This window comes from Ahrensia sp. 13_GOM-1096m (genome assembly GCF_000620605.1).
Classification (GTDB): Bacteria; Pseudomonadota; Alphaproteobacteria; order Rhizobiales; family Rhizobiaceae; genus Ahrensia; species Ahrensia kielensis.
In genome coordinates this window covers 1-22424 of sequence record NZ_JIAX01000012.1, presented here as the reverse complement: position 1 = coordinate 22424, position 22424 = coordinate 1, and the positions used below count along the sequence as shown (strand labels likewise).

The 22424-nt window shown below is 48.7% G+C and carries 19 protein-coding genes, 1 tRNA gene, 2 rRNA genes and 1 pseudogene; 10 read left to right on the top strand and 13 right to left on the bottom strand.

What is annotated here, in order from left to right; all coding sequences use genetic code 11:
• Positions 1-68: 68 nt before the first annotated feature.
• The 5 genes from N530_RS0109435 (at position 69) to N530_RS0109415 (ending at position 4051) form a co-directional block, all read left to right on the top strand.
• Complete coding sequence (locus N530_RS0109435) at positions 69-572, top strand: MarR family winged helix-turn-helix transcriptional regulator (RefSeq protein WP_051540869.1); 504 nt, start codon at positions 69-71, stop codon at positions 570-572.
• 92 nt (positions 573-664) lie between these two features.
• Entirely contained in the window at positions 665-1690 is a 1026-nt protein-coding gene (locus N530_RS0109430) for a LacI family DNA-binding transcriptional regulator (protein ID WP_026480502.1), read from the top strand.
• 14 nt (positions 1691-1704) lie between these two features.
• Positions 1705-2685, top strand: coding sequence for a 2-hydroxyacid dehydrogenase (locus tag N530_RS0109425; RefSeq protein WP_026480501.1), 981 nt, complete (start codon positions 1705-1707; stop codon positions 2683-2685).
• Positions 2686-2775: 90 nt separating this feature from the next.
• Positions 2776-3228, top strand: a complete 453-nt coding sequence (locus N530_RS0109420; RefSeq protein ID WP_026480500.1) for an AprI/Inh family metalloprotease inhibitor — start codon at positions 2776-2778, stop codon at positions 3226-3228.
• Positions 3229-3271: 43 nt separating this feature from the next.
• A complete protein-coding gene (locus N530_RS0109415; protein WP_026480499.1) occupies positions 3272-4051 on the top strand; it encodes a transglutaminase family protein in 780 nt (259 codons plus the stop codon).
• Positions 4052-4056: 5 nt separating this feature from the next.
• Here N530_RS0109415 and N530_RS0109410 read toward each other — a convergent pair whose 3' ends face one another.
• Complete coding sequence (locus N530_RS0109410; RefSeq protein ID WP_035266828.1) at positions 4057-4806, bottom strand: gamma-glutamyl-gamma-aminobutyrate hydrolase family protein; 750 nt, start codon at positions 4804-4806, stop codon at positions 4057-4059.
• Between the two features lie 251 nt (positions 4807-5057).
• On the opposite strand from N530_RS0109410, the gene N530_RS0109405 reads away from it, so the two are divergent.
• A complete protein-coding gene (locus N530_RS0109405) occupies positions 5058-6164 on the top strand; it encodes a TRAP transporter substrate-binding protein (protein WP_026480497.1) in 1107 nt (368 codons plus the stop codon).
• Positions 6165-6253: 89 nt separating this feature from the next.
• On the opposite strand, the gene N530_RS0109400 is transcribed toward N530_RS0109405, so the two are convergent.
• From N530_RS0109400 to N530_RS19500, 3 genes and pseudogenes are all read right to left on the bottom strand, one after another.
• Positions 6254-6886, bottom strand: coding sequence for a 2-dehydro-3-deoxy-phosphogluconate aldolase (locus N530_RS0109400; RefSeq protein ID WP_026480496.1), 633 nt, complete (start codon positions 6884-6886; stop codon positions 6254-6256).
• Between the two features lie 99 nt (positions 6887-6985).
• Complete coding sequence (locus tag N530_RS19505; RefSeq protein WP_371179701.1) at positions 6986-7219, bottom strand: peptidoglycan-binding protein; 234 nt, start codon at positions 7217-7219, stop codon at positions 6986-6988.
• A gap of 93 nt (positions 7220-7312) precedes the next feature.
• Positions 7313-7894: pseudogene (locus N530_RS19500) on the bottom strand (N-acetylmuramidase family protein); the annotation flags it as partial.
• 112 nt (positions 7895-8006) lie between these two features.
• Here N530_RS19500 and N530_RS17785 point away from each other — a divergent pair.
• Positions 8007-8969 (top strand): rhodanese-related sulfurtransferase, encoded by a 963-nt coding sequence (locus tag N530_RS17785; RefSeq protein WP_035266826.1) that lies wholly within the window; start codon positions 8007-8009, stop codon positions 8967-8969.
• Here the strand turns inward: N530_RS17785 and N530_RS0109380 are convergent.
• From N530_RS0109380 to N530_RS0109365, 4 genes are all read right to left on the bottom strand, one after another.
• Complete coding sequence (locus N530_RS0109380) at positions 8966-9862, bottom strand: UTP--glucose-1-phosphate uridylyltransferase (protein ID WP_155851959.1); 897 nt, start codon at positions 9860-9862, stop codon at positions 8966-8968. The two genes, N530_RS17785 and N530_RS0109380, sit on opposite strands and share 4 nt — an antisense overlap.
• Positions 9863-9937: 75 nt before the next feature.
• Positions 9938-10975 (bottom strand): choline ABC transporter ATP-binding protein, encoded by a 1038-nt coding sequence (gene choV, locus N530_RS0109375; RefSeq protein WP_026480493.1) that lies wholly within the window; start codon positions 10973-10975, stop codon positions 9938-9940.
• The gene (choW, locus tag N530_RS0109370) at positions 10972-11805 is read right to left on the bottom strand and encodes a choline ABC transporter permease subunit (RefSeq protein ID WP_026480492.1); all 834 of its coding nucleotides are present in this window, start codon (positions 11803-11805) and stop codon (positions 10972-10974) included. The genes choV and choW overlap by 4 nt, the downstream gene beginning before the upstream one ends.
• Before the next feature lie 72 nt (positions 11806-11877).
• Entirely contained in the window at positions 11878-12765 is an 888-nt protein-coding gene (locus N530_RS0109365; RefSeq protein ID WP_247869187.1) for a choline ABC transporter substrate-binding protein, read from the bottom strand.
• 132 nt (positions 12766-12897) lie between these two features.
• Here N530_RS0109365 and betI point away from each other — a divergent pair, with 132 nt between their 5' ends.
• Genes betI through betA form a run of 3 tightly spaced genes read left to right on the top strand, consistent with a single transcriptional unit; the run spans position 12898 to position 16615 of the window.
• On the top strand, positions 12898-13506 hold the full coding sequence (betI, locus tag N530_RS17780) for a transcriptional regulator BetI (RefSeq protein WP_051540868.1): 609 nt from the start codon (positions 12898-12900) through the stop codon (positions 13504-13506).
• Positions 13506-14957: a betaine-aldehyde dehydrogenase gene (betB, locus tag N530_RS0109355; RefSeq protein ID WP_026480489.1), complete on the top strand. Its 1452-nt coding sequence runs from the start codon at positions 13506-13508 to the stop codon at positions 14955-14957. Before betI ends, betB begins: the two co-directional genes overlap by 1 nt.
• On the top strand, positions 14957-16615 hold the full coding sequence (gene betA, locus N530_RS0109350) for a choline dehydrogenase (protein ID WP_026480488.1): 1659 nt from the start codon (positions 14957-14959) through the stop codon (positions 16613-16615). Before betB ends, betA begins: the two co-directional genes overlap by 1 nt.
• 69 nt (positions 16616-16684) lie before the next feature.
• Here the strand turns inward: betA and N530_RS0109345 are convergent, their stop codons facing one another.
• The 5 genes from N530_RS0109345 to N530_RS0109325 form a co-directional block, all read right to left on the bottom strand.
• Entirely contained in the window at positions 16685-18127 is a 1443-nt protein-coding gene (locus N530_RS0109345) for an NAD(P)(+) transhydrogenase (Re/Si-specific) subunit beta (protein WP_026480487.1), read from the bottom strand.
• Between the two features lie 13 nt (positions 18128-18140).
• Positions 18141-19718, bottom strand: coding sequence for a Re/Si-specific NAD(P)(+) transhydrogenase subunit alpha (locus tag N530_RS0109340; RefSeq protein WP_026480486.1), 1578 nt, complete (start codon positions 19716-19718; stop codon positions 18141-18143).
• 329 nt (positions 19719-20047) lie between these two features.
• A tRNA-Met gene (locus tag N530_RS0109335) sits at positions 20048-20124 on the bottom strand.
• Positions 20125-20404: 280 nt separating this feature from the next.
• Positions 20405-20519, bottom strand: a 5S ribosomal RNA gene (rrf, locus tag N530_RS0109330).
• 123 nt (positions 20520-20642) lie between these two features.
• Positions 20643-22424 (bottom strand): 23S ribosomal RNA (locus tag N530_RS0109325); the annotation flags it as partial.

The following is a 22424-nucleotide window of genomic DNA, read 5'->3' as shown; positions in this document are numbered from 1 at the left end:
AACATTCGACTATGACAATACGAATTGCAACAATTGCATTTATTCATTCGCCGACTTAAAACATTTTTATGGCTAGATACTTTATTGAAACTGCGGACGACGAATATACAGGAGCTGTGCTTGGCGCACTTCAAAATGCTGCGCGCTTTGCCCGCACGCATACAGCACGACATCTGTTAGAAACAGGGCTTTATGCCGGCCAAGAAACCATCATTTCATTATTAGCCGAGCATGAAACTCTCACGCCTAGCCAGATTGCCAAATATATTGGGGTACGCCCTCCAACGATCACAAAATCTATTGGCCGGCTAACAGAACAGGGATTTGTGACAAAATCCACAGGCCACACAGATGGCCGCCATGTGCACGTTGAGTTGACCGAGGCAGGCCGCGATATACTTAAAAAAGTTCGCAAGGCTGCCAAGAAAGCTGAAAAACAAGCCTTAAAAGGCTTCTCAGATTCACAGATAAAACAGTTCGAAATTGCCCTTAATCAATTATCGACTAATTTGGTCGAACGCGATGAAAAAGCGCTAAAAAAAGCAGCCAAACGCGCATCAAGCGACAGCTAATCCCTCTTTGGCATTTAAAGGCTTTTTAAAACACCTAAAATGTAATAAAACATTTTAAAATTTTGAATAGCATCTACTCTGGGGAATTAAGCGTGGCACAAAAGGTCAAACTATCAACGATTGGCGAAAGCCTTGGTGTTTCAACGGCAACAGTATCTCTGGCTTTACGCGATAGCCCGCTCGTTGCAGAAGCCACGCGCGAAAAGGTCAAAGCCCACGCGCTCGAAATGGGTTACATTTACAACCGCCGTGCAGCCAGCTTGCGCACATCAAAATCAGGCATTCTAGGCGTCGTCGTGCATGACATTATGAACCCGTTTTATGGCGAAATCTTACGCGCCATCGAAATGGAACTGGATCGCTCTCGCCAGACGTTTATTCTTTCCAATCATTATGACCGTGTCGAAAAGCAACGTGATTTTCTAGAGACCTTGATGCAGCTTGGTGCCGACGGTGTGATTATGTCACCGGCCATTGATACCCCTGCCAGCGACATGGAGCTGCTACAAAAAAACGGGCTTCCGACAGTTCTCATCGCCCGTTCTGTGCCAGAAGTTGAGCTGCCCGTTTTTCGTGGTGATGACAAATTTGGTATCAGCCTTGCGACCAACCATCTGATCTCGCTTGGGCATAAACGTATTGCGATGATTGGCGGTACGGACAAAACATCAACCGGCCGCGACCGTTATGAAGGCTATGTTGAGGCGATGCACAAAGCAGGACTTGAAGTCAAAGACGAGTGGCGCATTGTCGGTCCGCGCACCAAGGCTGCTGGATTTGAAGCTGCAGGACAATTCCTTGCATTGCCTGACAAACCAACAGCTGCTGTTTGCTGGAATGATTTGGCCGCAATCGGCTTGATGAGCGGTATTGCACGTGCTGGCCTGCGCCCCGGCATTGATATTTCAGTGACTGGCTATGACGATCTTGAAGAAGCATCAATTGCAACACCGGCACTGACAACAGTTCACAATGGACAACCAGAAGTTGGACGCCTAGCTGCACGTGCAATGCTTGACCGGATTGAAGGCAAACATTCTGCACATGGCGAACTGACTTTGATAAAACCTGAATTGCATATTCGCCAATCAACCAGCAAAGTGATTGAACGACTCTAGCGCCGAGAAATTTAATGTCTGTACTAAAATCTATCAAACTGCTCGCCGGAAATGGCGGTCATGTTGCAACACGTGCCCGCATCGAGGATATGTTTGATACCATCATTTCAACGCCCGATGACGTTGCGCAAATGTCCGCTGAAGACCGCGCCCAAATCCGCGCGATTGCATCGCTTTTTATTCCCGTTGACGCTGTGCTGATTGACCTGCTCCCAAACCTTGAGATCATATCATCGTTTGGTGTTGGCTATGACCATGTTGATGCGCAGCATGCAGCCAAGAAAAATGTTGTTGTCACGCACACACCATCGGTACTGGACGATGAAGTTGCTGACACGACGGTTGCACTTTTGCTCAATACAGTACGCGACCTGTTTCATGCCGAAACCTATTTGCGCGAAAACCGCTGGGAAAAAGAAGGTCCCTACGCTTTATCACCTCTTTCAATGCGCAACCGCACGATTGGTATATTCGGGCTCGGCCGCATCGGCCAAACCATCGCAAAAAGACTTTCAGGTTTTGATGTTCCTATACATTATCATAGCCGCAAGCCCGTTGATGGTGTTGACTTCACATATCACAGCACATTGGCCCAGATGGCTGAAGCCGTAGATACGCTCATTTGTGTGGTGCCGGGCACGGCTGCCACCCATCATGCAATTAATGCAGATATCTTGAAACTGCTTGGACCGCGCGGCGTGCTAATTAATGTTGGCCGCGGACCTGTGATTGACGAGCCTGCGCTCATTACCGCATTGCAAGACGGAACAATTGCTGCAGCCGGACTTGATGTCTTCGAACATGAACCAAAAGTGCCGCAAGCGCTGCGCACCATGAAGAATGTCAGCCTTTTGCCGCATGTTGCTTCCGCTTCGCACGACACACGCAATGCGATGGGCGCGCTGGTGATTGATAATTTGGAAAGCTGGTTCAACAAGGGCCAAGCCATAACCCCGACACCAGAAACAGCGCATTTAAACAGCAAGAATAAATGACGTAAAACATCCGGCTAACGCACAAAGTTAATCAATCGTTAACCATAAAAGTCTCATAAACCGATAAGGGAATATGAAGGGCTATCGGGCATGCGTTTTTCGGCTGTAACTATTATTAATTGCGTCACCGTAACAGGTGTCGCTTCCATGATGCTGGTGGGCGCCTACCAAAACAAAGATTATGTACCCGGTTCAGACGGTATCGACACAATATCGACAGCAAGCGTACAAGCCCATGTCGATACAAGACCCAAAGCACTGGCTGATCGGTTTACCGTTCGTAACCATGCCGATGGACGCTCATGTATCGTAAAATTGCACCGCGCCGATGGGTATAATGTCCACCGTGTTGAGCCAAGTGAAAATTGCGGCGCAGTGACAGCCTCACTGGCAAGTGCACGCGCATGGAGTGAAGGCAATGATGGTTTGGTCGCCATTACAGATCGCAGCGGTAAAAACCTAATGAAACTGGTCCCAAGCGACGGTTTTGCATGGGAAGTTATCGAGCCTAGAAATATTGCGATCTCACTGGAGGCTTTCTAACGAAAGCACTTAACTTTTAGCGGCGATGCGCTAGAGTTAAAATATGATCCTTAATATTGAAGCTTATCTTCACTACCATTTCGAACGCCCCTCTGATCTCATTTTACAGATCGAAGCCAGCAAAACAAAAGACCAGAAGATATTGGCCGCAAATATTGCGTTCTCAAAAATCGAGAACTTTGTGCGTGCGCCAACAGAAGCTGGAATTGGTGACCGTTTGCTCTTGCAGACAACCGGTCACTTTAATTGCCGGTATACATCTAAAATTGAGGTAAAGCGGGAGGCAACGGATATTGCCGCTCTGCCAGCAACGCCTATTCATCTTCTACCGGGCGAAGCCATTCGCTATTTAATGCCATCACGTTATTGCCCGTCCGATGAGTTTCAAGCCTTTGTCGCATCCGATTTCGGACACCTTGAAGGTGGTGCGAGAATCGCTGAACTAAGCGATTGGATTTACAGCCGCTTTTCCTATGTAGCAGGCTCCAGCAATGCGCAGACTACAGCGCTAGACACTTTTGTGCAGCGGAAAGGCATATGCCGTGATTTTGCACATTTACTAGTAACGCTTGCCCGCGCTTCTGCTATTCCAGCCCGTTTTACAAGCGTCTTTGCACCCTTCGTGAGCCCGCCGGACTTCCACGCTGTTGCAGAAGTCTTTTTGGACGGGGCATGGCATCTGGTGGACCCAACAAAAATGGCCCGCCAAGAAGAAATCGCCATAATCGGCGTTGGCATGGATGCAGCAGAAGTCGCCTTCATGACAAGTTATGGATTTGCCGATTTCCGCGAACAATCTGTTTCGGTCAGTGTTGAAGCTTAGGCGCTTTATTTAGCCTTAGCTGACGCATAAGCGCGAACAGCATCGCCGAAGGCCTCAAACAATTTGCGCGAAGTGTCATCTGTCTTTGCCCAATATTCAGGGTGCCATTGAACACCAACGGCATAGCCTTTCGCGTCAATAACAGACACCGCTTCAACCGTTCCATCTTCTGCCGACGCTTCAACCTGTAATCGTGGTGCAATATTATCAATTGCTTGACGATGCAGCGAGTTAACCCGCGCCTCACCACCGATGATCTTATTAATACAACCATCAGCCTTTGTTTTCACACTATGGGTTAGCGCGAAGCGTTCCGCTTGTTCAGATGATGTTGGCGCACGGTGATCCATAACGCCTTCGGCTTCCTGAATTTCAGTGGCCAATGTTCCGCCAAGAGCAACATTGAGCTCTTGAATTCCGCGGCAAATCGCAAAAAGTGGCACACCTTTATCAATAGCTGCCCGAATCAACGGCAAGGATGTTGCATCGCGTGCCTCATCATAAGGCTCATATTTCTCATCCGGCTCAGCGCCAAAGTTGGATGGATGCACATTGCTTTTAGAACCGGACAACATAACGCCATCGACACGCTCCAGCAGCGCATCAAAATCAATACCATCGCCAAAAGCAGGAACAAGTAAAGGCAAAACCCCAGAAACATTAAAGGCTGCCTTTACATATTGATCTGGCACACAATGCCAAGAGTAGTTTTCAAATTCACGAATATCGGCAACAACCGCAACAACAGGCTGCATTTTACGCTCCTTTAGATGATCTATCTTGTCCTAAACCGATCCGCAAAAAAGCCAAGTTAAATAATGCGAGGCGACAAAGTCAAAGCATCCACAGTGTCTGCACAAGCACCCTACTAAAGTGGACAATTTATTTTACCGGTTTGCCTGCCGCCTACTAGACTCGTGTTTCTAAAACTGTAAGTTACCTATGGGGCATCGGGGAGTCTGACTACTGTTTCCCCGATCAATATTATTATCCACGGGAGGATCTAATGGATCGACGTTCGTTTATTAAAAAAGCCGGAGTAACCGGCGCTGGTGCAGCTGTTGCATCAACTTTGGCAGCACCTGCCATTGCTCAAGAAACACCAAAAGTTACTTGGCGCTGTTCATCTGGCTTTCCAAAATCATTGCCAACAATTTACGGTGCAGCTGAAGTGTTTGCAGCAGCTGTTGCAGAAGCAACAGATGGCAATTTCGAAATTCAAACTTTTGGTGCAGGCGAAATCGTTGGCGCGCTTGAAGGTGCGGATGCTGTTAAAAACGGCACAATCGAAATGGCACACACAGCGTCTTACTACTTCACAGGTATCGACCCAACATATGCATTTGGTACAGGCGTTCCATTCGGCCTCAACCAGCGCATGACCAATGCTTGGATGTATGAAGGTGGCGGCCTTGAGCTCCTCAATAAGTTCTATGCAAAACAGAACATGATCTCATTCCCTGCTGGTAACACTGGCGCGCAGATGGGCGGTTGGTTCCGTAAAGAAATCAACTCACTTGAAGACATGAAGGGCTTGAAATTCCGCATCGGTGGTTTCGGTGGCCGTATCATGGAAAAAATCGGCGTTGTTCCACAAGGCTTGCCAGGTGGCGACATCTACCCAGCACTTGAAAAAGGCACAATCGACGCGGCTGAATTTGTTGGTCCATATGATGACCAGAAGCTTGGCTTCAATAAAGTGGCTCCATATTACTACTACCCAGGTTGGTGGGAAGGTGGCGTTACGCTGCTTAACATGATCAACCTCGATGCATGGAACTCTCTAACACCAGCATACCAAGCTATCGTAAAATCTGCGTCAGCGCTCGCAAACAGCGTAATGATGGCACGTTATGATATTTTGAACCCAACAGCATTGAAAGAACTTGCTGCTGGTGGCACGCAATTGCGTCCTTACAGCCAAGACATTATGGAAGCATGCTTTGATGCTGCTACAGAAACATATGCTGAAATCAGCGCAGAAAATGCTGACTTTAAAGAAATCCATGACAGCTACATGGCTTACCGCAAAGAAGGCTACCTCTGGTTCCAGTTGTCAGAATACAACTTCGACACATTCCTCATGCTTCAACAGCGTGCAGGCAAACTCTAAGCTTACGCTTTGAGTTGAACGAATTAAGCCCGGGAGAAATCCCGGGCTTTTTGTTACGTAGAAAGTCAGTTTAATAAGTAGCTTGCAGGTTAAATCCCTGCCGCAGCTTTCGCCAGCGCCGTGATGCCATCCCAGTCACCGGAAGTGATCATATCTTTTGGCGCAACCCATGAACCGCCAACGCAAAGCACATTAGGCAAGCTCAAATAATCATTGGCATTTTTAACCGACACACCGCCTGTTGGGCAAAATTTCACCTGACCAAACACCGTCGAACAGCTTTTAAGATAGGCTGCACCACCGGCTTGTTCCGCTGGGAAAAACTTCAAATGGGTGTAACCCGCTTCTAAAGCACTCATAATTTCTGATGAGGTTACAGAGCCCGGCAAGAGCGGCACATCATGGCCATTAGCAGCAGACACAAGCTCAGGCGTCAGACCCGGCGACACAATAAACTTCGAGCCAGCAGCAACAGCTTCATCAAAATTACGGCCATTGAGAATAGTGCCCGCGCCGACAATAGCTTCCGGCACTTCGGCGGCAACGCGCTTGATGCATTCCAGCGCTGCAGCTGTGCGCAGGGTAATTTCAACGGCAGGTAATCCGCCAGCAGCTAGAGCACGCGCCAAAGGCACCGCATCATCGGCATTATCCAAAACAATAACCGGAATAACCTTCTGGCCAGTCATAACGGGGATCAGTGCATCGACATTTTGTGCCATTTGTATTTCCAAATCTAAGATACGTTAAAACTGCCTTTTGGTAAGCCACTTTATCGCATGATGTCCAGCGCTCCCAGAAAATATATTAATCGATTTAAACTAACGCATAAACCGAATGATGTTCATGAGCATCTGTAAAAGGCTGGGAAAACGCCCGAACCTTGGCAAAGCCTTCTCCAATGCAGCACGGCTTTTCGCGCCATACACACCATCGACAGTTAGCTTTTGCTGCATCTGGAACTGCCGCAACGCGCGGTCCGTTTCCACGCCAAAAACACCGTCACTTTGAACAGCATAGCCAGCGGCCGTCAGCATTTGTTGTAAGGAGCGCACCGCCTCGACATCATTTGTAAGCGAAAAGGCTCGCAAATAAGGTTTCTCACTGCCAAGCTTGAGCAGCTTTGAAACCGAGCGTTTAAGCCTGCCATTGGAATGACGGGCATAAGCAGCAGCAAGACGCGTGTCATAGCTGTTTTTCTTATAAGCAGGGCCATTATAGCGACGCGCAAACCCTGCCCAATCGCTTTTCTCAATATAGGTCACCAAATCATTTTGGCGGATATAACGCATCATGAGCCGCACTTGCCCCGCAATCGACCCACGCGCTTCCTGAACCATAGCGTCGACTGAAGCATAACCGAGCGCTTTATAGTGCGAGCCCATGACCTGGCCAATTCCCCAAGAAACGGATTGCAACGCCGCAGCCTTATCAATGCCCATCGCCTTGTTCAGCAAGCGCCAGCGGTCAGCTTGTGAGCCTGGATTCTTGATCAACCCTGCTTTTGGCGACGAAAGACCCGCTTTGCGTGCTTTTTCACGGTCCGCCGCATTCAACAAGCGGTCAAAATAATGCCCTTCGAAGCGAATAAGCGGCTCTTTTTTACCGCCAATATAAGCAAAGGCTCGGCCACCACTTTCCACTTCGGCAATCGCCAACAACGCGGCTGGATCAATGCCTTCTTCGTGCGCCACTTTTTCTATCTCACCAATTGTCTCTTTGGAAAACATCGCATCTTGTCCATATGAAAAAGAGCCATTTTGCAATGATCAAACAGATGGTGGATAAATTGAGACAAAAAAGCCTATTCACTCATTTTAAAACACAGGCTAAAGAGCCGTTATGAATGAAACACCACACATCGTCGTCGCCGCACTTTATCATTTTGCACGTTTTGAACGCTTCGCAGAACTGCAAGCGCCTTTGACGCAAATATGTGAAGCAAACGGCATTGTTGGCACATTGTTGTTGGCCTCCGAAGGTATTAACGGCACCATCGCTGGCACACGCGAAGGCATAGACAGCATATTGTCTTACATCCGCTCACAGCCCGAATTTGCCGAATTGGAGCATAAAGAAAGCTTCGCCGACAAGCTGCCATTTTACCGGCTCAAGGTTCGCCTTAAAAAAGAAATCGTTGCTATGGGCGTGCCTGAGACCGATCCAACAAAGATCGTGGGCACTTATGTTGAACCAGAAGACTGGAATGATCTGATTGATGACCCAGATACGGTCGTCATCGACACGCGCAACGATTACGAGATTAAAGTCGGCACATTCAAAAATGCTATCAACCCTGAAACAGACGCATTTCGCGAGTTCCCTGATTGGGTAAAGCGCAATGAAAATCTGCTTAAAGGCAAAAAAATCGCCATGTTCTGTACCGGCGGTATTCGCTGCGAAAAATCAACCGCCTATGTAAAGTCGCTTGGCTATGATGATGTATTTCATCTCAAGGGCGGTATTTTAAAATATCTTGAAAATGTTCCGCAAGAGGAAAGCACTTGGGATGGCGAGTGTTTTGTCTTTGATGAACGCGTCGCGGTAAAGCATGGGCTTGAACTTGGCGATCATAAATTATGCCGCGCCTGCCGCCACCCGCTTTCACCAGAGGACTTGCGGTCTGACAAATTCATCGCCGGCATTTCTTGCCATAACTGCTATGATCAATACACCGACGAAGACCGTCAGCGCTTTGCAGAGCGGCAAAAACAAAGTGAGCTTGCAGCAAAGCGCGGCAAGCGTCACATCGGCGATGATACAGTCAAAAAGCTTCGTGCTTCAAAAAAGCAAGACAACGCTTAACCGCGAACGCTTCCACGGCGGTCGCCAAGCCGCTTCGCAAGTTTCAAACGCAGATCATTGCCAAGTTCTTTGTTACGTAACCCGAGTGCAATATTAGCCTCTAGAAAGCCAAGCTTAGAACCACAGTCAAAGGCTTCACCCTTAAAAGGCGTACCGTAAAACTTTTGCGTCTCCATGAGCTGGAGCATAGAGTCCGTAAGCTGAATTTCACCGCCAGCACCAGCTGCCTGCGTGCCAAGCAGCTTCATAATCGAGCCATCCAGAATATAGCGACCATTGATATAATAATTTGATGGCGCAGTACCTGGTTTAGGTTTCTCCACCATACCATTGATTTCAAAATGGCCGCCGAAATCTTCGCCTTTTGAAACGATACCGTAATTATGCGCTTCTTCTGGGTCACATTCAGAAAGCGAAACGATATTGCCGCCTGTCTCATTGTAGACGTCAACCATCTGCTTGAGAGCGCCCGGCTCTCCGGTCATCAACATATCTGGCAAAAGAACCGCAAACGGATCATCGCCAACAATATCACGTGCACACCAAACCGCATGACCAAGACCCAGCGGTGCCTGTTGGCGTGTAAACACAGCCTGACCAGCATCTGGCAATTCTTTGATGAGCTGCTCTAGCGTATCGCCTTTGTTGCGATCCTTGAGCGTTGTTTGCAATTCAAACGCCATATCAAAGTGGTCTTCGATGACCCCTTTATTGCGTCCTGTCACAAAGATCAGTGTTTCAATACCCGCTGCACGCGCTTCATCAGCAGCGTATTGAATGACCGGACGGTCAACAACTGTGAGCATCTCCTTCGGAACAGCTTTTGTCGCGGGTAGAAACCGCGTTCCTAAACCAGCGACAGGAAATACAGCTTTACGAATCGGTTTTGGCACAATTTTCTCCATCAGGAACTAAAATCTTAATTGTACCTAGCGCGACACCAAAAAAGTGCAATGAAAACTTATGATTTATTGGTCTGCAGTATTTACACCTGACAAGCGTTCCAGAATGCCAGACTTGGTTATCCGCCCAATAATCTTGCCGTTTTCTTCAACACCAAGCGCATTATTCGAACTCGCAGCAATCTCCATTACATTTTGAATAAGCTCGTTCGCGCCGACATTTTCGGTTGGCATAGTGCCATTGAGAGGCTCCATCACATCGCGCGCAGTGAGCACACCAAGCGGGTTCATATGGGCCACAAAATCTGCAACATATTCATTCACTGGATTAGAGAAAATATCGCGCGGCGTACCGATTTGCACGATGCGCCCGCCCTCCATAATCGCAATGCGATCACCAAGTTTAAATGCCTCATCCAAATCATGGCTCACAAAGATAATTGTGCGCTTCAAATTTTGTTGAAGCTCGATGAGCTCATCCTGCAGGCGATTACGGATCAATGGATCAAGCGCGGAAAACGGCTCGTCCATCAATAAAACAGGCGCTTCTGTTGCAAAGGCACGCGCAAGACCAACGCGTTGCTGCATACCGCCAGAAAGTTCTGATACTTTTTTGTCAGCCCATTCAGCAAGGCCAACCATCGCAAGCTGCCGTTCAATCTGCTCGTTGCGCTCGGGTTTCGCCATGCCTGCAAGCTCAAGTCCCAAGCCAACATTTTCGCGCACACTGCGCCAAGGCAGCAGGCCAAATTGCTGGAACACCATTGCCACACATTCGCGGCGCACACGGCGCAAATCCTCAGGTGAAGCATTGGTTACATCAGCGCTCCAATCTCCATCATGAATAGCCACACTACCGCGCACCACCGGATTAAGCCCATTAACCGCTCTCAACAGCGTTGACTTACCAGAACCGGACAATCCCATAAGCACAAGAATTTCACCTTGAGCGACTTCAAGCGAACAATTATGCACGCCTAAAATCTGGCCGGATTCGGTTTGCACTTCCGAACGAGTTTTATTCTCATCCATAAAAGGCAGTGCCGATTGAGGGTTGTCACCAAATACGATGGAGACGTTTTTAAATTCAACAGCGTTTGTCATGATCGTTCCACCCGCAAAATCCGGTCCAGCATAATAGCAACAACAACGATTATAATCCCGCTCTCAAAGCCAAGTGCCGTGTTCACTTGGTTAAGCGCTCGCACAACCGGCACACCCAGCCCATCGGCACCAACAAGGGCAGCGATAACAACCATCGATAGGGACAACATAATTGTCTGGTTTAAACCCGCCATAATTTGCGGCAGGGCGTAAGGCATTTCGACTTTCCAAAGCGTCTGGCTTGGCGTTGCGCCAAAGGCTTGGGCCGCTTCCAATAGCGGCTTTGGTGTCGTGCTAATGCCAAGATGGGTTAATCTGATCGGTGCAGGCACAACAAATATCACGGTCGCGATCAAGCCCGGCACCATACCGATGCCGAAAAACACAATCGCCGGAATAAGATACACGAAGGTTGGCAAAGTCTGCATTAAATCAAGTACAGGCCGCATCGCAGAAAACAGCCTTGGCCGGTGCGCTGTGGCAATGCCAATTGGCACGCCCACTGCCATACAAACAACACAGGCCGATAAAACAAGCGTTAGGCTTTCGGTTGTTTCTTCCCAATAACCCTGATTGAGAATGAATAAAAAGCCAAGAATAACAAACAGGCAGATCTTCCAGCTGCGTTGCAAATACCATGTCAGCGCCGTGACGATAGCGATAACAACAAATGGATGCGGCGTCTGAAACACCCACAAGATCGCAACAATCATATTTTCAAGCGCGACATCCAGCCCATCAAAGAACCACTCTCCATTTTCTTGCAACCACTCGAAAATAGTTTTCGCCGTTTTACCAACGGGAATTTTGGTCTCTGTTAGCCAATCCATATGTCCACCTGAAAATAATGAATGATGTTTGTGAATCCCCGCGGCAGGCAGCCGCGGGGAGATATATTTAGATTAAAGACCGAGTGATGTTTTAACCGCAGCCATAGCATCGCCGCCATCTTTGGTTGTTACACCCTCAAGCCATCCATCAAGCGCTGATGGATTTGCTTTTAGCCAAGCAGTTGCTGCATCGCTTGCTTCTTCACCATCGTTCAAAATAGCGCCCATGATTTCGTTTTCCATGGCAAGCGTGAACTCTAGATTTTGAAGCAACTTGCCAACATTGGGACACTCGGCAACATAGCCTGCACGTGTGTTTGTATGCACTGTTGCACCGCCAAAGTTCGGTCCAAAGAAATCATCGCCGCCCTCAAGATAACCCATCTCGAAATTAGCATTCATTGGATGCGGCTCCCAGCCAAGGAACACAATCGGTTCATCTTTTTTCGATGCGCGTTCAACCTGCGCCAACATGCCTTGCTCTGAACTTTCAGCAACTTTGAAACCAGCAAGCTCAAAAGCACCTTTTTCGATCATGTCTTGGATAAGACGGTTGCCGTCATTGCCAGGCTCGATGCCGTAGATTTTGCCTTCAAGCGCATCTTTGTGCTTAGCAATATCAGCAAATGTTTTAATGCCGAGCGCCGTACCCGCAGCATTTGTTGCCAGCGTATATTTTGCGCCTTCAAGGTTCGTGCGCACAATATCAACAGAACCATCTTCACGGTAAGCAGCAATGTCGCCTTCCATTGTTGGCATCCAATTGCCAAGGAAGACATCGATATCGCCTTCTTTCATTGATGCATATGTGACCGGCACAGACAGCACTTTAATATCGGTTTCATAGCCAAGCGCATCAAGCACAACTGTTGTCGCCGCTGTTGTGGCCGTAATATCGGTCCAACCAACATCGGAGAAAGTCACAGCATCGCACTGCGCTGAAGCAACGCCCGCTGACATCAGCAATGCGAACGCTGTCGTAATTAGTTTCTTTTGCATCGGTATCTCCCTTTTGAAATCATTCAAATTATTATTGATTGACGAGTCAATTAAAAACATTTTTTATCTAATGGCAACGTCAAGAGGTTAAAAATGCCAAAAGTTGGAATAGAGCCTATGCGCAGAAGCGCATTAGTGGAAGCGACAATTTATGAAATCGGACGTGCAGGCTCACTGGATGTAACGGTCAGTCAAATTGCAAAAAAAGCGGGCGTTTCCAGTGCGTTAGCCCATCATTACTTTGGCAGCAAAGAACAGATATTTCTTGCCGCCATGCGTCATATTTTGACGGTTTTCGGCGCTGAAGTACGCGGCGCATTAATGATGGCTGACACACCGCGAGAGCGCATTCAGGCGATCATAAAAGCGTGTTTTTCCCCGCAAAACTTCCGGCCAGAGATCGTTAGCGCTTGGCTAAGCTTCTATGTTCAGGCTCAAAACTCGCAAAATGCGCAGCGTCTTTTGCGTATTTATCAAAAACGTTTGATCTCTAATTTAACCTATAATTTACGCCCATTTGCGGGCGCAGAATCGCTTGAACTTGCTCATTCTATCGCAGCGCTGATTGACGGTCTTTATATCCGCCAAGCGCTGCGTGATGAGAAAGCAGATGGAAATTTCTGCGTCAAACTTGTCACCACGCATGTTGATAATGCTTTGAACATGCTGGAAGAAAACCAACACTTCCCAAGAGGTAAATAATGAACACGAAACCAACAGCCAGCCACTTCATTGACGGCGCCTATGTCGAAGATAAAGATGGCACACCAATCAATGTCATCTATCCGGCAACGGGTGAAACGATCGCAACGGTCTATTCGGCAACACCTGCCATTATCGACCAAGCGATAAAAGCAGCGCAAGCAGCGCAAAAAATCTGGGCAGCGATGAGCGGCACCGAGCGTGGACGGGTGTTGCGCAAAGCTGCCGATATTATCCGCGCGCGCAATCATGAATTATCTGTTCTGGAAACATACGACACTGGCAAACCGCTACAAGAAACGCTGGTAGCCGATGCAACATCAGGCGCAGACAGCATCGAATATTTCGGCGGACTTGCCGGAACTCTGACAGGCGATCACATTCCGCTTGGCCAAAGCTTTGCCTATACGGTGCGTGAACCGCTCGGTGTTTGTGTCGGCATCGGCGCATGGAATTACCCAACCCAGATCGCTTGTTGGAAGTCAGCACCGGCGCTTGCATGTGGCAACGCAATGATTTTTAAACCATCGGAAATGACGCCGCTTTGCGCGCTTAAAATCGCAGAAACATACATGGAAGCTGGTGCTCCAGCAGGGCTTTTCAATGTGATACAAGGTTTGGGCGATGTCGGCGCAAGCCTCGTCAATGATCCGCGCGTTGATAAAGTGTCGCTTACAGGCTCCGTACCAACGGGCAAAAAAGTCTATGCGGCCGCAGCAAGCCAGATCAAACATGTAACGATGGAACTTGGCGGAAAATCCCCCCTCATCGTGTTTGATGATGCCAATATTGAAGACGCAATCAGCGGCGCTATCCTTGGAAACTTCTATTCTTCCGGTCAAATCTGCTCAAACGGCACACGCGTATTTGTTCATAAATCGATCAAGGAGAAATTCCTTGCACGTCTTAAAGAGCGCACGCAAACAGCCATCATTGGCGATCCGATGGATGAGACAACAAATTTCGGCCCTATGGTTTCTAAAAACCAGATGGAAATTGCAGAGCGCTATGTTGCCAAAGGCCTCGAAGAAGGCGCAACGCTTGTCTATGGCGGCAAGCGCATTGAGCGTGACGGCTTTTACTTTGAGCCAACAATCTTTGCCGACGTAAAAGACGATATGGCAATCGCCCGCGAAGAGATTTTTGGACCAGTTATGTGCGTTCTTGATTTTGAAAGCGATGATGAAGTTATCGCCCGTGCCAATGATACTGAATTTGGCTTGGCGGCGGGAATTTTCACCAATGACCTCACCCGCGCGCACCGTGTTATCGGCCAGCTGGAAGCCGGTTCCTGCTGGATTAATGCGTATAATTTAACACCTGTCGAAATCCCGTTCGGCGGCGTCAAGTCCTCCGGTGTGGGGCGTGAAAACTCAAAAGCGGCTGTTGAACATTATAGCCAGCTAAAAACCGTCTATGTTGAAATGGGCCACATGGAGAGCCAATTCTAATGCAAGCTGATTATGTTATCGTCGGCGCAGGGTCTGCTGGTTGCGCCCTAGCCTACCGCCTTTCTGAATCCGGTGCCTCTGTACTCGTCATCGAGCATGGCGGCACAGATATCGGGCCGTTCATTCAAATGCCAGCGGCGCTGTCATATCCCATGGGGATGTCGCGCTATGATTGGGGATTCCAATCTGAACCAGAACCGCATTTAGGTGGTCGCCGCCTGGCAACGCCGCGCGGTAAAGTTATTGGCGGCTCGTCCTCCATCAATGGCATGGTTTATGTGCGCGGACACGCAGAAGATTTCAACACATGGTCAGACATGGGAGCAGACAGCTGGTCCTATGCAAATGTGCTGCCCTATTACAAACGCATGGAAAGCTGGGATAGCGGCGGGCATGGCGGCGATGCTGAATGGCGCGGCAAGTCCGGCCCGCTGCATGTCACACGCGGCCCGCGCGAAAACCCATTATTTCAAGCCTTTGTCGATGCAGGCAAACAGGCAGGCTATGCGCTGACAGATGATTATAATGGCCGCCAGCAAGAAGGCTTTGGCCCAATGGAGCAGACGGTCTATAAAGGCCGCCGCTGGTCTGGTGCCAATGCTTATCTAAGGCCTGCGATCAAGCGCTATAAATGTGAGGTGATTAACGCCTTCGCTGAGAAAATAATTATCAAAGATGGCGAAGCCAAAGGCGTTCAAGTTTCGCGCGGTGGCAACACTGAAATAATCACAGCAAACCGTGAAGTCATCATTGCCGCCAGCTCTATCAATTCGCCCAAACTTCTCATGCTGTCTGGCATTGGCCCCGCAGCGCATTTGGCAGAACATGGAATTGATGTCGTTTCCGACCGCGCTGGCGTAGGACAAAACCTGCAAGACCATTTGGAGCTATACCTTCAAATGGCATCAAGCCAACCGATCACACTTTATAAACATTGGAACATTCTTTCCAAGGCGCTGATCGGTGCGCAATGGTTGTTTACAAAAACAGGTCTTGGCGCATCCAATCAATTTGAAAGCGCTGCCTTTGTGCGATCAAAAGCAGGCATTAAATATCCTGACATTCAATATCACTTCCTGCCAATGGCAATTCGCTATGATGGTAAAGCACCCGCTGAAGGTCATGGTTTTCAGGCTCATGTTGGCCCGATGCGCTCGCCAAGCCGCGGCGAAATTACATTGCGTTCGAATGATCCGCGTGAAGCACCAAAAATCCTGTTTAACTACATGGCGCATGAAAAAGACTGGGAAGACTTCCGCAATTGTATTCGCTTAACACGTGAAATCTTCGCGCAGGATGCCTTCAAGCCTTTCGTCAAACATGAAATTCAACCGGGTAGCGCGCTGCAATCCGATGATGAGCTTAATGGCTTCATCAAAGAACATGTTGAGAGCGCTTATCACCCTTGCGGATCATGCAAGATGGGCAGTGCGAACGATCCGATGGCCGTCGTCGACAAAGACACCAAAGTCATCGGCGTTGACCGTCTGCGTGTTGCCGATAGCTCGATCTTTCCGCAAATCACAAATGGTAATTTAAACGGCCCATCCATCATGACAGGCGAGAAAGCCGCCGACCATATTTTGGGAAAAGATTTACTGCCCGCATCCAATGCCGAGCCGTGGATAAATCCTAATTGGGAAACAGCGCAGCGCTAAACGTCCTGTTCAAAAACTAGATACAAAAAAGGCGGCATCTCTGCCGCCTTTTTATTTGTTATATTGAGCTTAGCTGATCTTTTGTAGCAACAGATCAAGCGACGCTTTCGCATCACCATAGAACATGCGCGTATTGTCTTTAAAGAACAGCGGGTTTTCGATACCCGAGTAACCCGTTCCCTGTCCGCGCTTGGATACGAAGACTTGCTTGGCTTTCCAGCACTCAAGAACTGGCATGCCTGCGATTGGAGAGTTTGGATCGTCCTGCGCCGCAGGGTTTACGATATCGTTTGAACCAATAACAATCGCCACATCTGTTTCAGGGAAATCGTCGTTGATTTCATCCATTTCCAAAACGATGTCATATGGCACTTTTGCTTCTGCCAACAAAACGTTCATGTGGCCTGGCAAACGCCCTGCAACTGGATGGATCGCGAAACGAACATTCTTGCCTTTAGCACGCAAACGCTTGGTGAGTTCAGATACAGACTGCTGTGCCTGTGCAACCGCCATGCCGTAGCCCGGAATGATGATAACGCTGTCCGCATCATCAAGAGCCGCAGCAACGCCGTCTGCATCAATCGCGATTTGTTCGCCTTCAACGGCCATTTGCGGTCCTGATGCACCACCAAATCCGCCAAGGATCACCGAAACGAATTTGCGGTTCATCGCCTTACACATGATGTAGGACAGGATAGCACCAGAAGAGCCCACAAGAGCACCGACAACAATCAGCAAGTCATTGCCAAGCGTGAAGCCGATCGCCGCTGCTGCCCAACCTGAATAGGAGTTGAGCATGGACACCACAACAGGCATATCCGCGCCGCCAATACCCAAGATCAAATGCCAACCGATAAAGCCTGCAATCAAGGTTACAAGAACCATTGTCCAGACACCGGCGCCATTGAAGTACATGATGCCGAGGATCAGTGCAGCAATTAGACATGCAAGGTTGAGCATATGACCGCCCGGCAATTGCTTCGGCTTACCGTCAACTTTGCCAGCAAGTTTACCGAACGCAATCACAGAACCGGTAAATGTTACCGCACCAATGAAAATACCAAGAAACACTTCGACTTTAAGAATAGCGATTTCAACCGCATCTTTCGCCGCCAGCTTTTTACCAAAGCCAGTCAACAAATCCTGATTACCGCCAGCGGCAATAAGATCATGCACAGATGAAAGTTCAATATCTGCATTCAAACCAATGAACACGGCTGCAAGGCCCACAAATGAGTGAAGCGCTGCCACAAGTTGCGGCATCTCCGTCATTTGTACTTTGCCAGCCACGTAATAACCGGCAAAACCACCCGCCGCGATTGCGATCAGAATGAGGAAAACATTATAGACGCCCGGTCCAAACACTGTCGCAATAACAGCAATTGCCATACCGGCAATACCGTACCAGACAGCACGTTTGGCGCTTTCCTGATTGCTCAGGCCGCCCAGTGATAGAATAAATAGAACAGATGCCGCGATGTAGGCGGCTGATGAAACACCAATAGAAAACATGTTTCAGCCCCCCTTAAGATTTTTGGAACATGGCAAGCATCCGGCGTGTAACCAGAAAACCACCAACGATATTAATTGACGCGATAAGCACCGAAATGAAGCTGAGTATTACAACGAGCCAGCTACCCGACCCGATTTGTAACAACGCCCCGATAATAACGATGCCTGAAATAGCGTTCGTTACCGCCATCAAAGGCGTGTGCAACGCATGCGACACATTCCAAATGACTTGGAACCCGACGAAACACGCAAGTGCAAACACGATAAAGTGCTGCATGAAGCTAGCCGGAGCAAACATGCCGATGAGCAGCATGATCGCGCCGCCAACAGCCAAAAGCGTAACCTGTTGTTTGGTTGCGGCCTTAAAATTTGCAATTTCCTGTGCCTTTTTCTCTGCAGGCGTAAGCTCTTTGGCTTTCTCCTTCTTAGGCGCAGCAGCAATGGCTGCAATCTTTGGCGGTGGCGGCGGATAGGTAATCTCGCCCTTATATGTCACCGTTGAACCACGAATAACATCATCTTCCATATTGTGATTGATGACACCGTCTTTGTCCGGTGTCAGATCAGTCATCATGTGACGGATGTTGTTGGCATAAAGTGTCGATGATTGCGTTGCCATACGGCTTGGAAAATCAGTGTAGCCAACAATCGTAACACCGTTGTCGGTAACAATCTTTTCGTCCATTTGCGTCAGCTTACAATTGCCGCCTTTTTCAGCAGCAAGATCAATAATCACAGAACCAGGCTTCATGGCCGCAACCATATCCGCAGTCCAAAGCTCTGGCGCTTCGCGGTTCGGGATCAACGCTGTACAGATTACAATATCAATATCGGGTGCTAATTCACGGAACTTTTCGAGTTGTTTTTCACGAAACTCCGGTGATGAAGGTGCCGCATAACCACCTGTTGCAGAACTATCTTGGCTAGACTCTTCAAAATCAAGGAACACAAATTCTGCGCCCATTGATTCAATTTGTTCCGCAACTTCCGGTCGCACATCAAATGCATAAGTAATGGCACCGAGCGACGTTGATGTTCCAATCGCTGCAAGACCAGCAACACCTGCACCAATAACCAGAACTTTCGCCGGTGGCACTTTACCAGCCGCCGTTACTTGTCCAGTAAAGAAGCGGCCAAAATTATTGCCCGCCTCGATGACAGCGCGATATCCGGCAATATTTGCCATGGATGAAAGTGCATCCATTTTCTGGGCGCGCGAAATACGCGGCACCATATCAATGGCAATAAGCGTGCTTCCGGCATTTTTAGATGCCTCTAACAATTTCTCAGATGCAGCCGGATTAACAAAACTAATAACGGTTTGATCCGCTCTGAATTTTTTCACCTCGGCAGTCGATGGCGCACGCACTTTCGCAACAACATCTGCTTCTTTCCAAAGAGCAGCAGCCGTAGCAGCAATTTTTACGCCAGCATCCTTATAAGCATTATCAGAAAAGCCGGCAGCAATGCCTGCACCCTTCTCTATAATGCACTCATACCCGAGCTTTTGGAGATCTAGCGCTGATTGCGGCGTCATCGCGACGCGGTTTTCTCCAGCGAAAGTCTCTTTGGGAGCACCAATGACGGTCATATATATTCTCTCTCGTTAATACTTGGCGGAAATAAAGTCGTCCGCCGCTCTATGTTTCGAAGCTTAAACAGCTTTGATGTATTCTGCATAATGGTATTGTACCAAATTCCAGAAAACCAAACAGATAATCAACGATAGTATTAAGAGTGCAAGCCCTTTGAAGGCGTAGTTTGCCGTGAATTCAATATATAATCGTTTGAAGCATAATTTTGTAATTGATTTCACTATCTTGTTTAGCGCTGAGATTTCTTTTGAGCACCATTGCGCTGCACTGGCTGTAAAATCAGGTCATAAAAAAACCGCCAGACGATGTGCCTGACGGTTTATTTTGGTTGCGGGAGCAGGATTTGAACCTGCGACCTTCAGGTTATGAGCCTGACGAGCTACCGGGCTGCTCCATCCCGCGTTAAAAGCGAAGCTTTTGACGCTGCCTCGCCAGTTGCATTTTGTGAAACAAAATCAACGAGAGAGGTCTTCGACCTTGGCCCTAATTTTAAAGATACCTGCAAGCAAATACTTTAGAGGGCCGCGTCAGTACATCACCAATAAAGAACTGATGATGGTGTTCATCTTTGCTAATCAAAGTTGAACATACAAAAAAGCCGCTGACCTTACACCATAAGTGAGGTAAGCGGCCTTAAATGTAATGTTTATATTGTAATGAGAACACATATTGTCCTTTGCAGACCTGGCAGCGACCTACTCTCCCGTGCCTTAAGACAAAGTACCATCGGCGCTGGGGCATTTCACGGCCGTGTTCGGAATGGGAACGGGTGCAGCGACCCCGCCATAACCACCAGGTCAGCAAAGGACAATATGTAAGAAGCTGGTTAGCATTCTAGCGAAGCTAGAATGCTTATACATCGTTAGATGTCTTTTCGAAGTAATTTGTTGTTTTCACAAACGTGAATACAAGCAATGAGAATGATGAAGTCGATCGAGCTATTAGTAATGGTAAGCTTCATACCTTACGGTACTTCCACACCCATCCTATCAACGTGGTGGTCTTCCACGACTCTCAGGGAATACTCGTTTTTAGGCTGGTTTCCCGCTTAGATGCCTTCAGCGGTTATCCATTCCACACATAGCTACCCTGCAATGCTGCTGGCGCAACAACAGGTCCACCAGTGGTGTGTCCATCCCGGTCCTCTCGTACTAGGGACAGATCCTATCAATATTCCTACACCCACGGCAGATAGGGACCGAACTGTCTCACGACGTTCTGAACCCAACTCACGTACCGCTTTAAATGGCGAACAGCCATACCCTTGGGACCTGCTCCAGCCCCAGGATGCGATGAGTCGACATCGAGGTGCCAAACAACCCCGTCGATATGGACTCTTGGGGGTCATCAGCCTGTTATCCCCGGCGTACCTTTTATCCGTTGAGCGATGGCCCTTCCACTCGGGACCACCGGATCACTATGACCGACTTTCGTCTCTGCTCGACTTGTCAGTCTCGCAGTCAGGCGGGCTTATGCCATTGCACTCGACGAACGATTTCCGACCGTTCTGAGCCCACCATCGCGCGCCTCCGTTACTCTTTAGGAGGCGACCGCCCCAGTCAAACTACCCACCACACACTGTCCCGGATCCGGATAACGGACCGCGGTTAGATATCCACGAAGATAAGGGTGGTATTTCAAGGATGACTCCACGTGAGCTGGCGCCCACGCTTCAAAGTCTACCACCTATCCTACACATGTCTTGGCGAATACCAGTGTGAAGCTATAGTAAAGGTGCACGGGGTCTTTCCGTCTAACCGCAGGAACCCCGCATCTTCACGGGGAATTCAATTTCACTGAGTCTATGTTGGAGACAGCGGGGAAGTCGTTACGCCATTCGTGCAGGTCGGAACTTACCCGACAAGGAATTTCGCTACCTTAGGACCGTTATAGTTACGGCCGCCGTTTACTGGGGCTTCAATTCAGAGCTTGCACTCCTCCTCTTAACCTTCCAGCACCGGGCAGGCGTCAGACCCTATACGTCGCCTTACGGCTTCGCAGAGCCCTGTGTTTTTGATAAACAGTCGCTACCCCCTGGTCTGTGCCACCCTCATCTACTTGCGTAAATAAGGGTCACGCTTCTTCCGAAGTTACGCGTGCAATTTGCCGAGTTCCTTCAACATAGTTCTCTCAAGCGCCTTGGTATACTCTACCTGTCCACCTGTGTCGGTTTGGGGTACGGTTTATAATGGAGGAGCTATTTCCTGGAACCACTTCACCGCCAACTCAATCCGATAAGAATTGACGATACACGTGATCCGTCACTACCTCCAAGTACAGGAATATTAACCTGTTTCCCATCGACTACGCCTTTCGGCCTCGCCTTAGGGGCCGACTAACCCTGCTCAGATTAACTTTAAGCAGGAACCCTTGGACTTTCGGCGAGGGAGTCTCTCACTCCCTTTATCGTTACTCATGTCAACATTCGCACTTCTGATATCTCCAGGAGCCCTCACGGGTCTCCCTTCACAGACTTACAGAACGCTCTGCTACCGCTTACACTAATGTGTAAACCCGCGATTTCGGTGTGTAGTTTTAGCCCCGTTACATTTTCGGCGCAAAGACCCTTATTTAGACCAGTGAGCTGTTACGCTTTCTTTAAATGATGGCTGCTTCTAAGCCAACATCCTGGTTGTTTTGGGATCTTCACTTCCTTTCCCACTTAACTACAACTTGGGGACCTTAATCGACGGTCAGGGTTG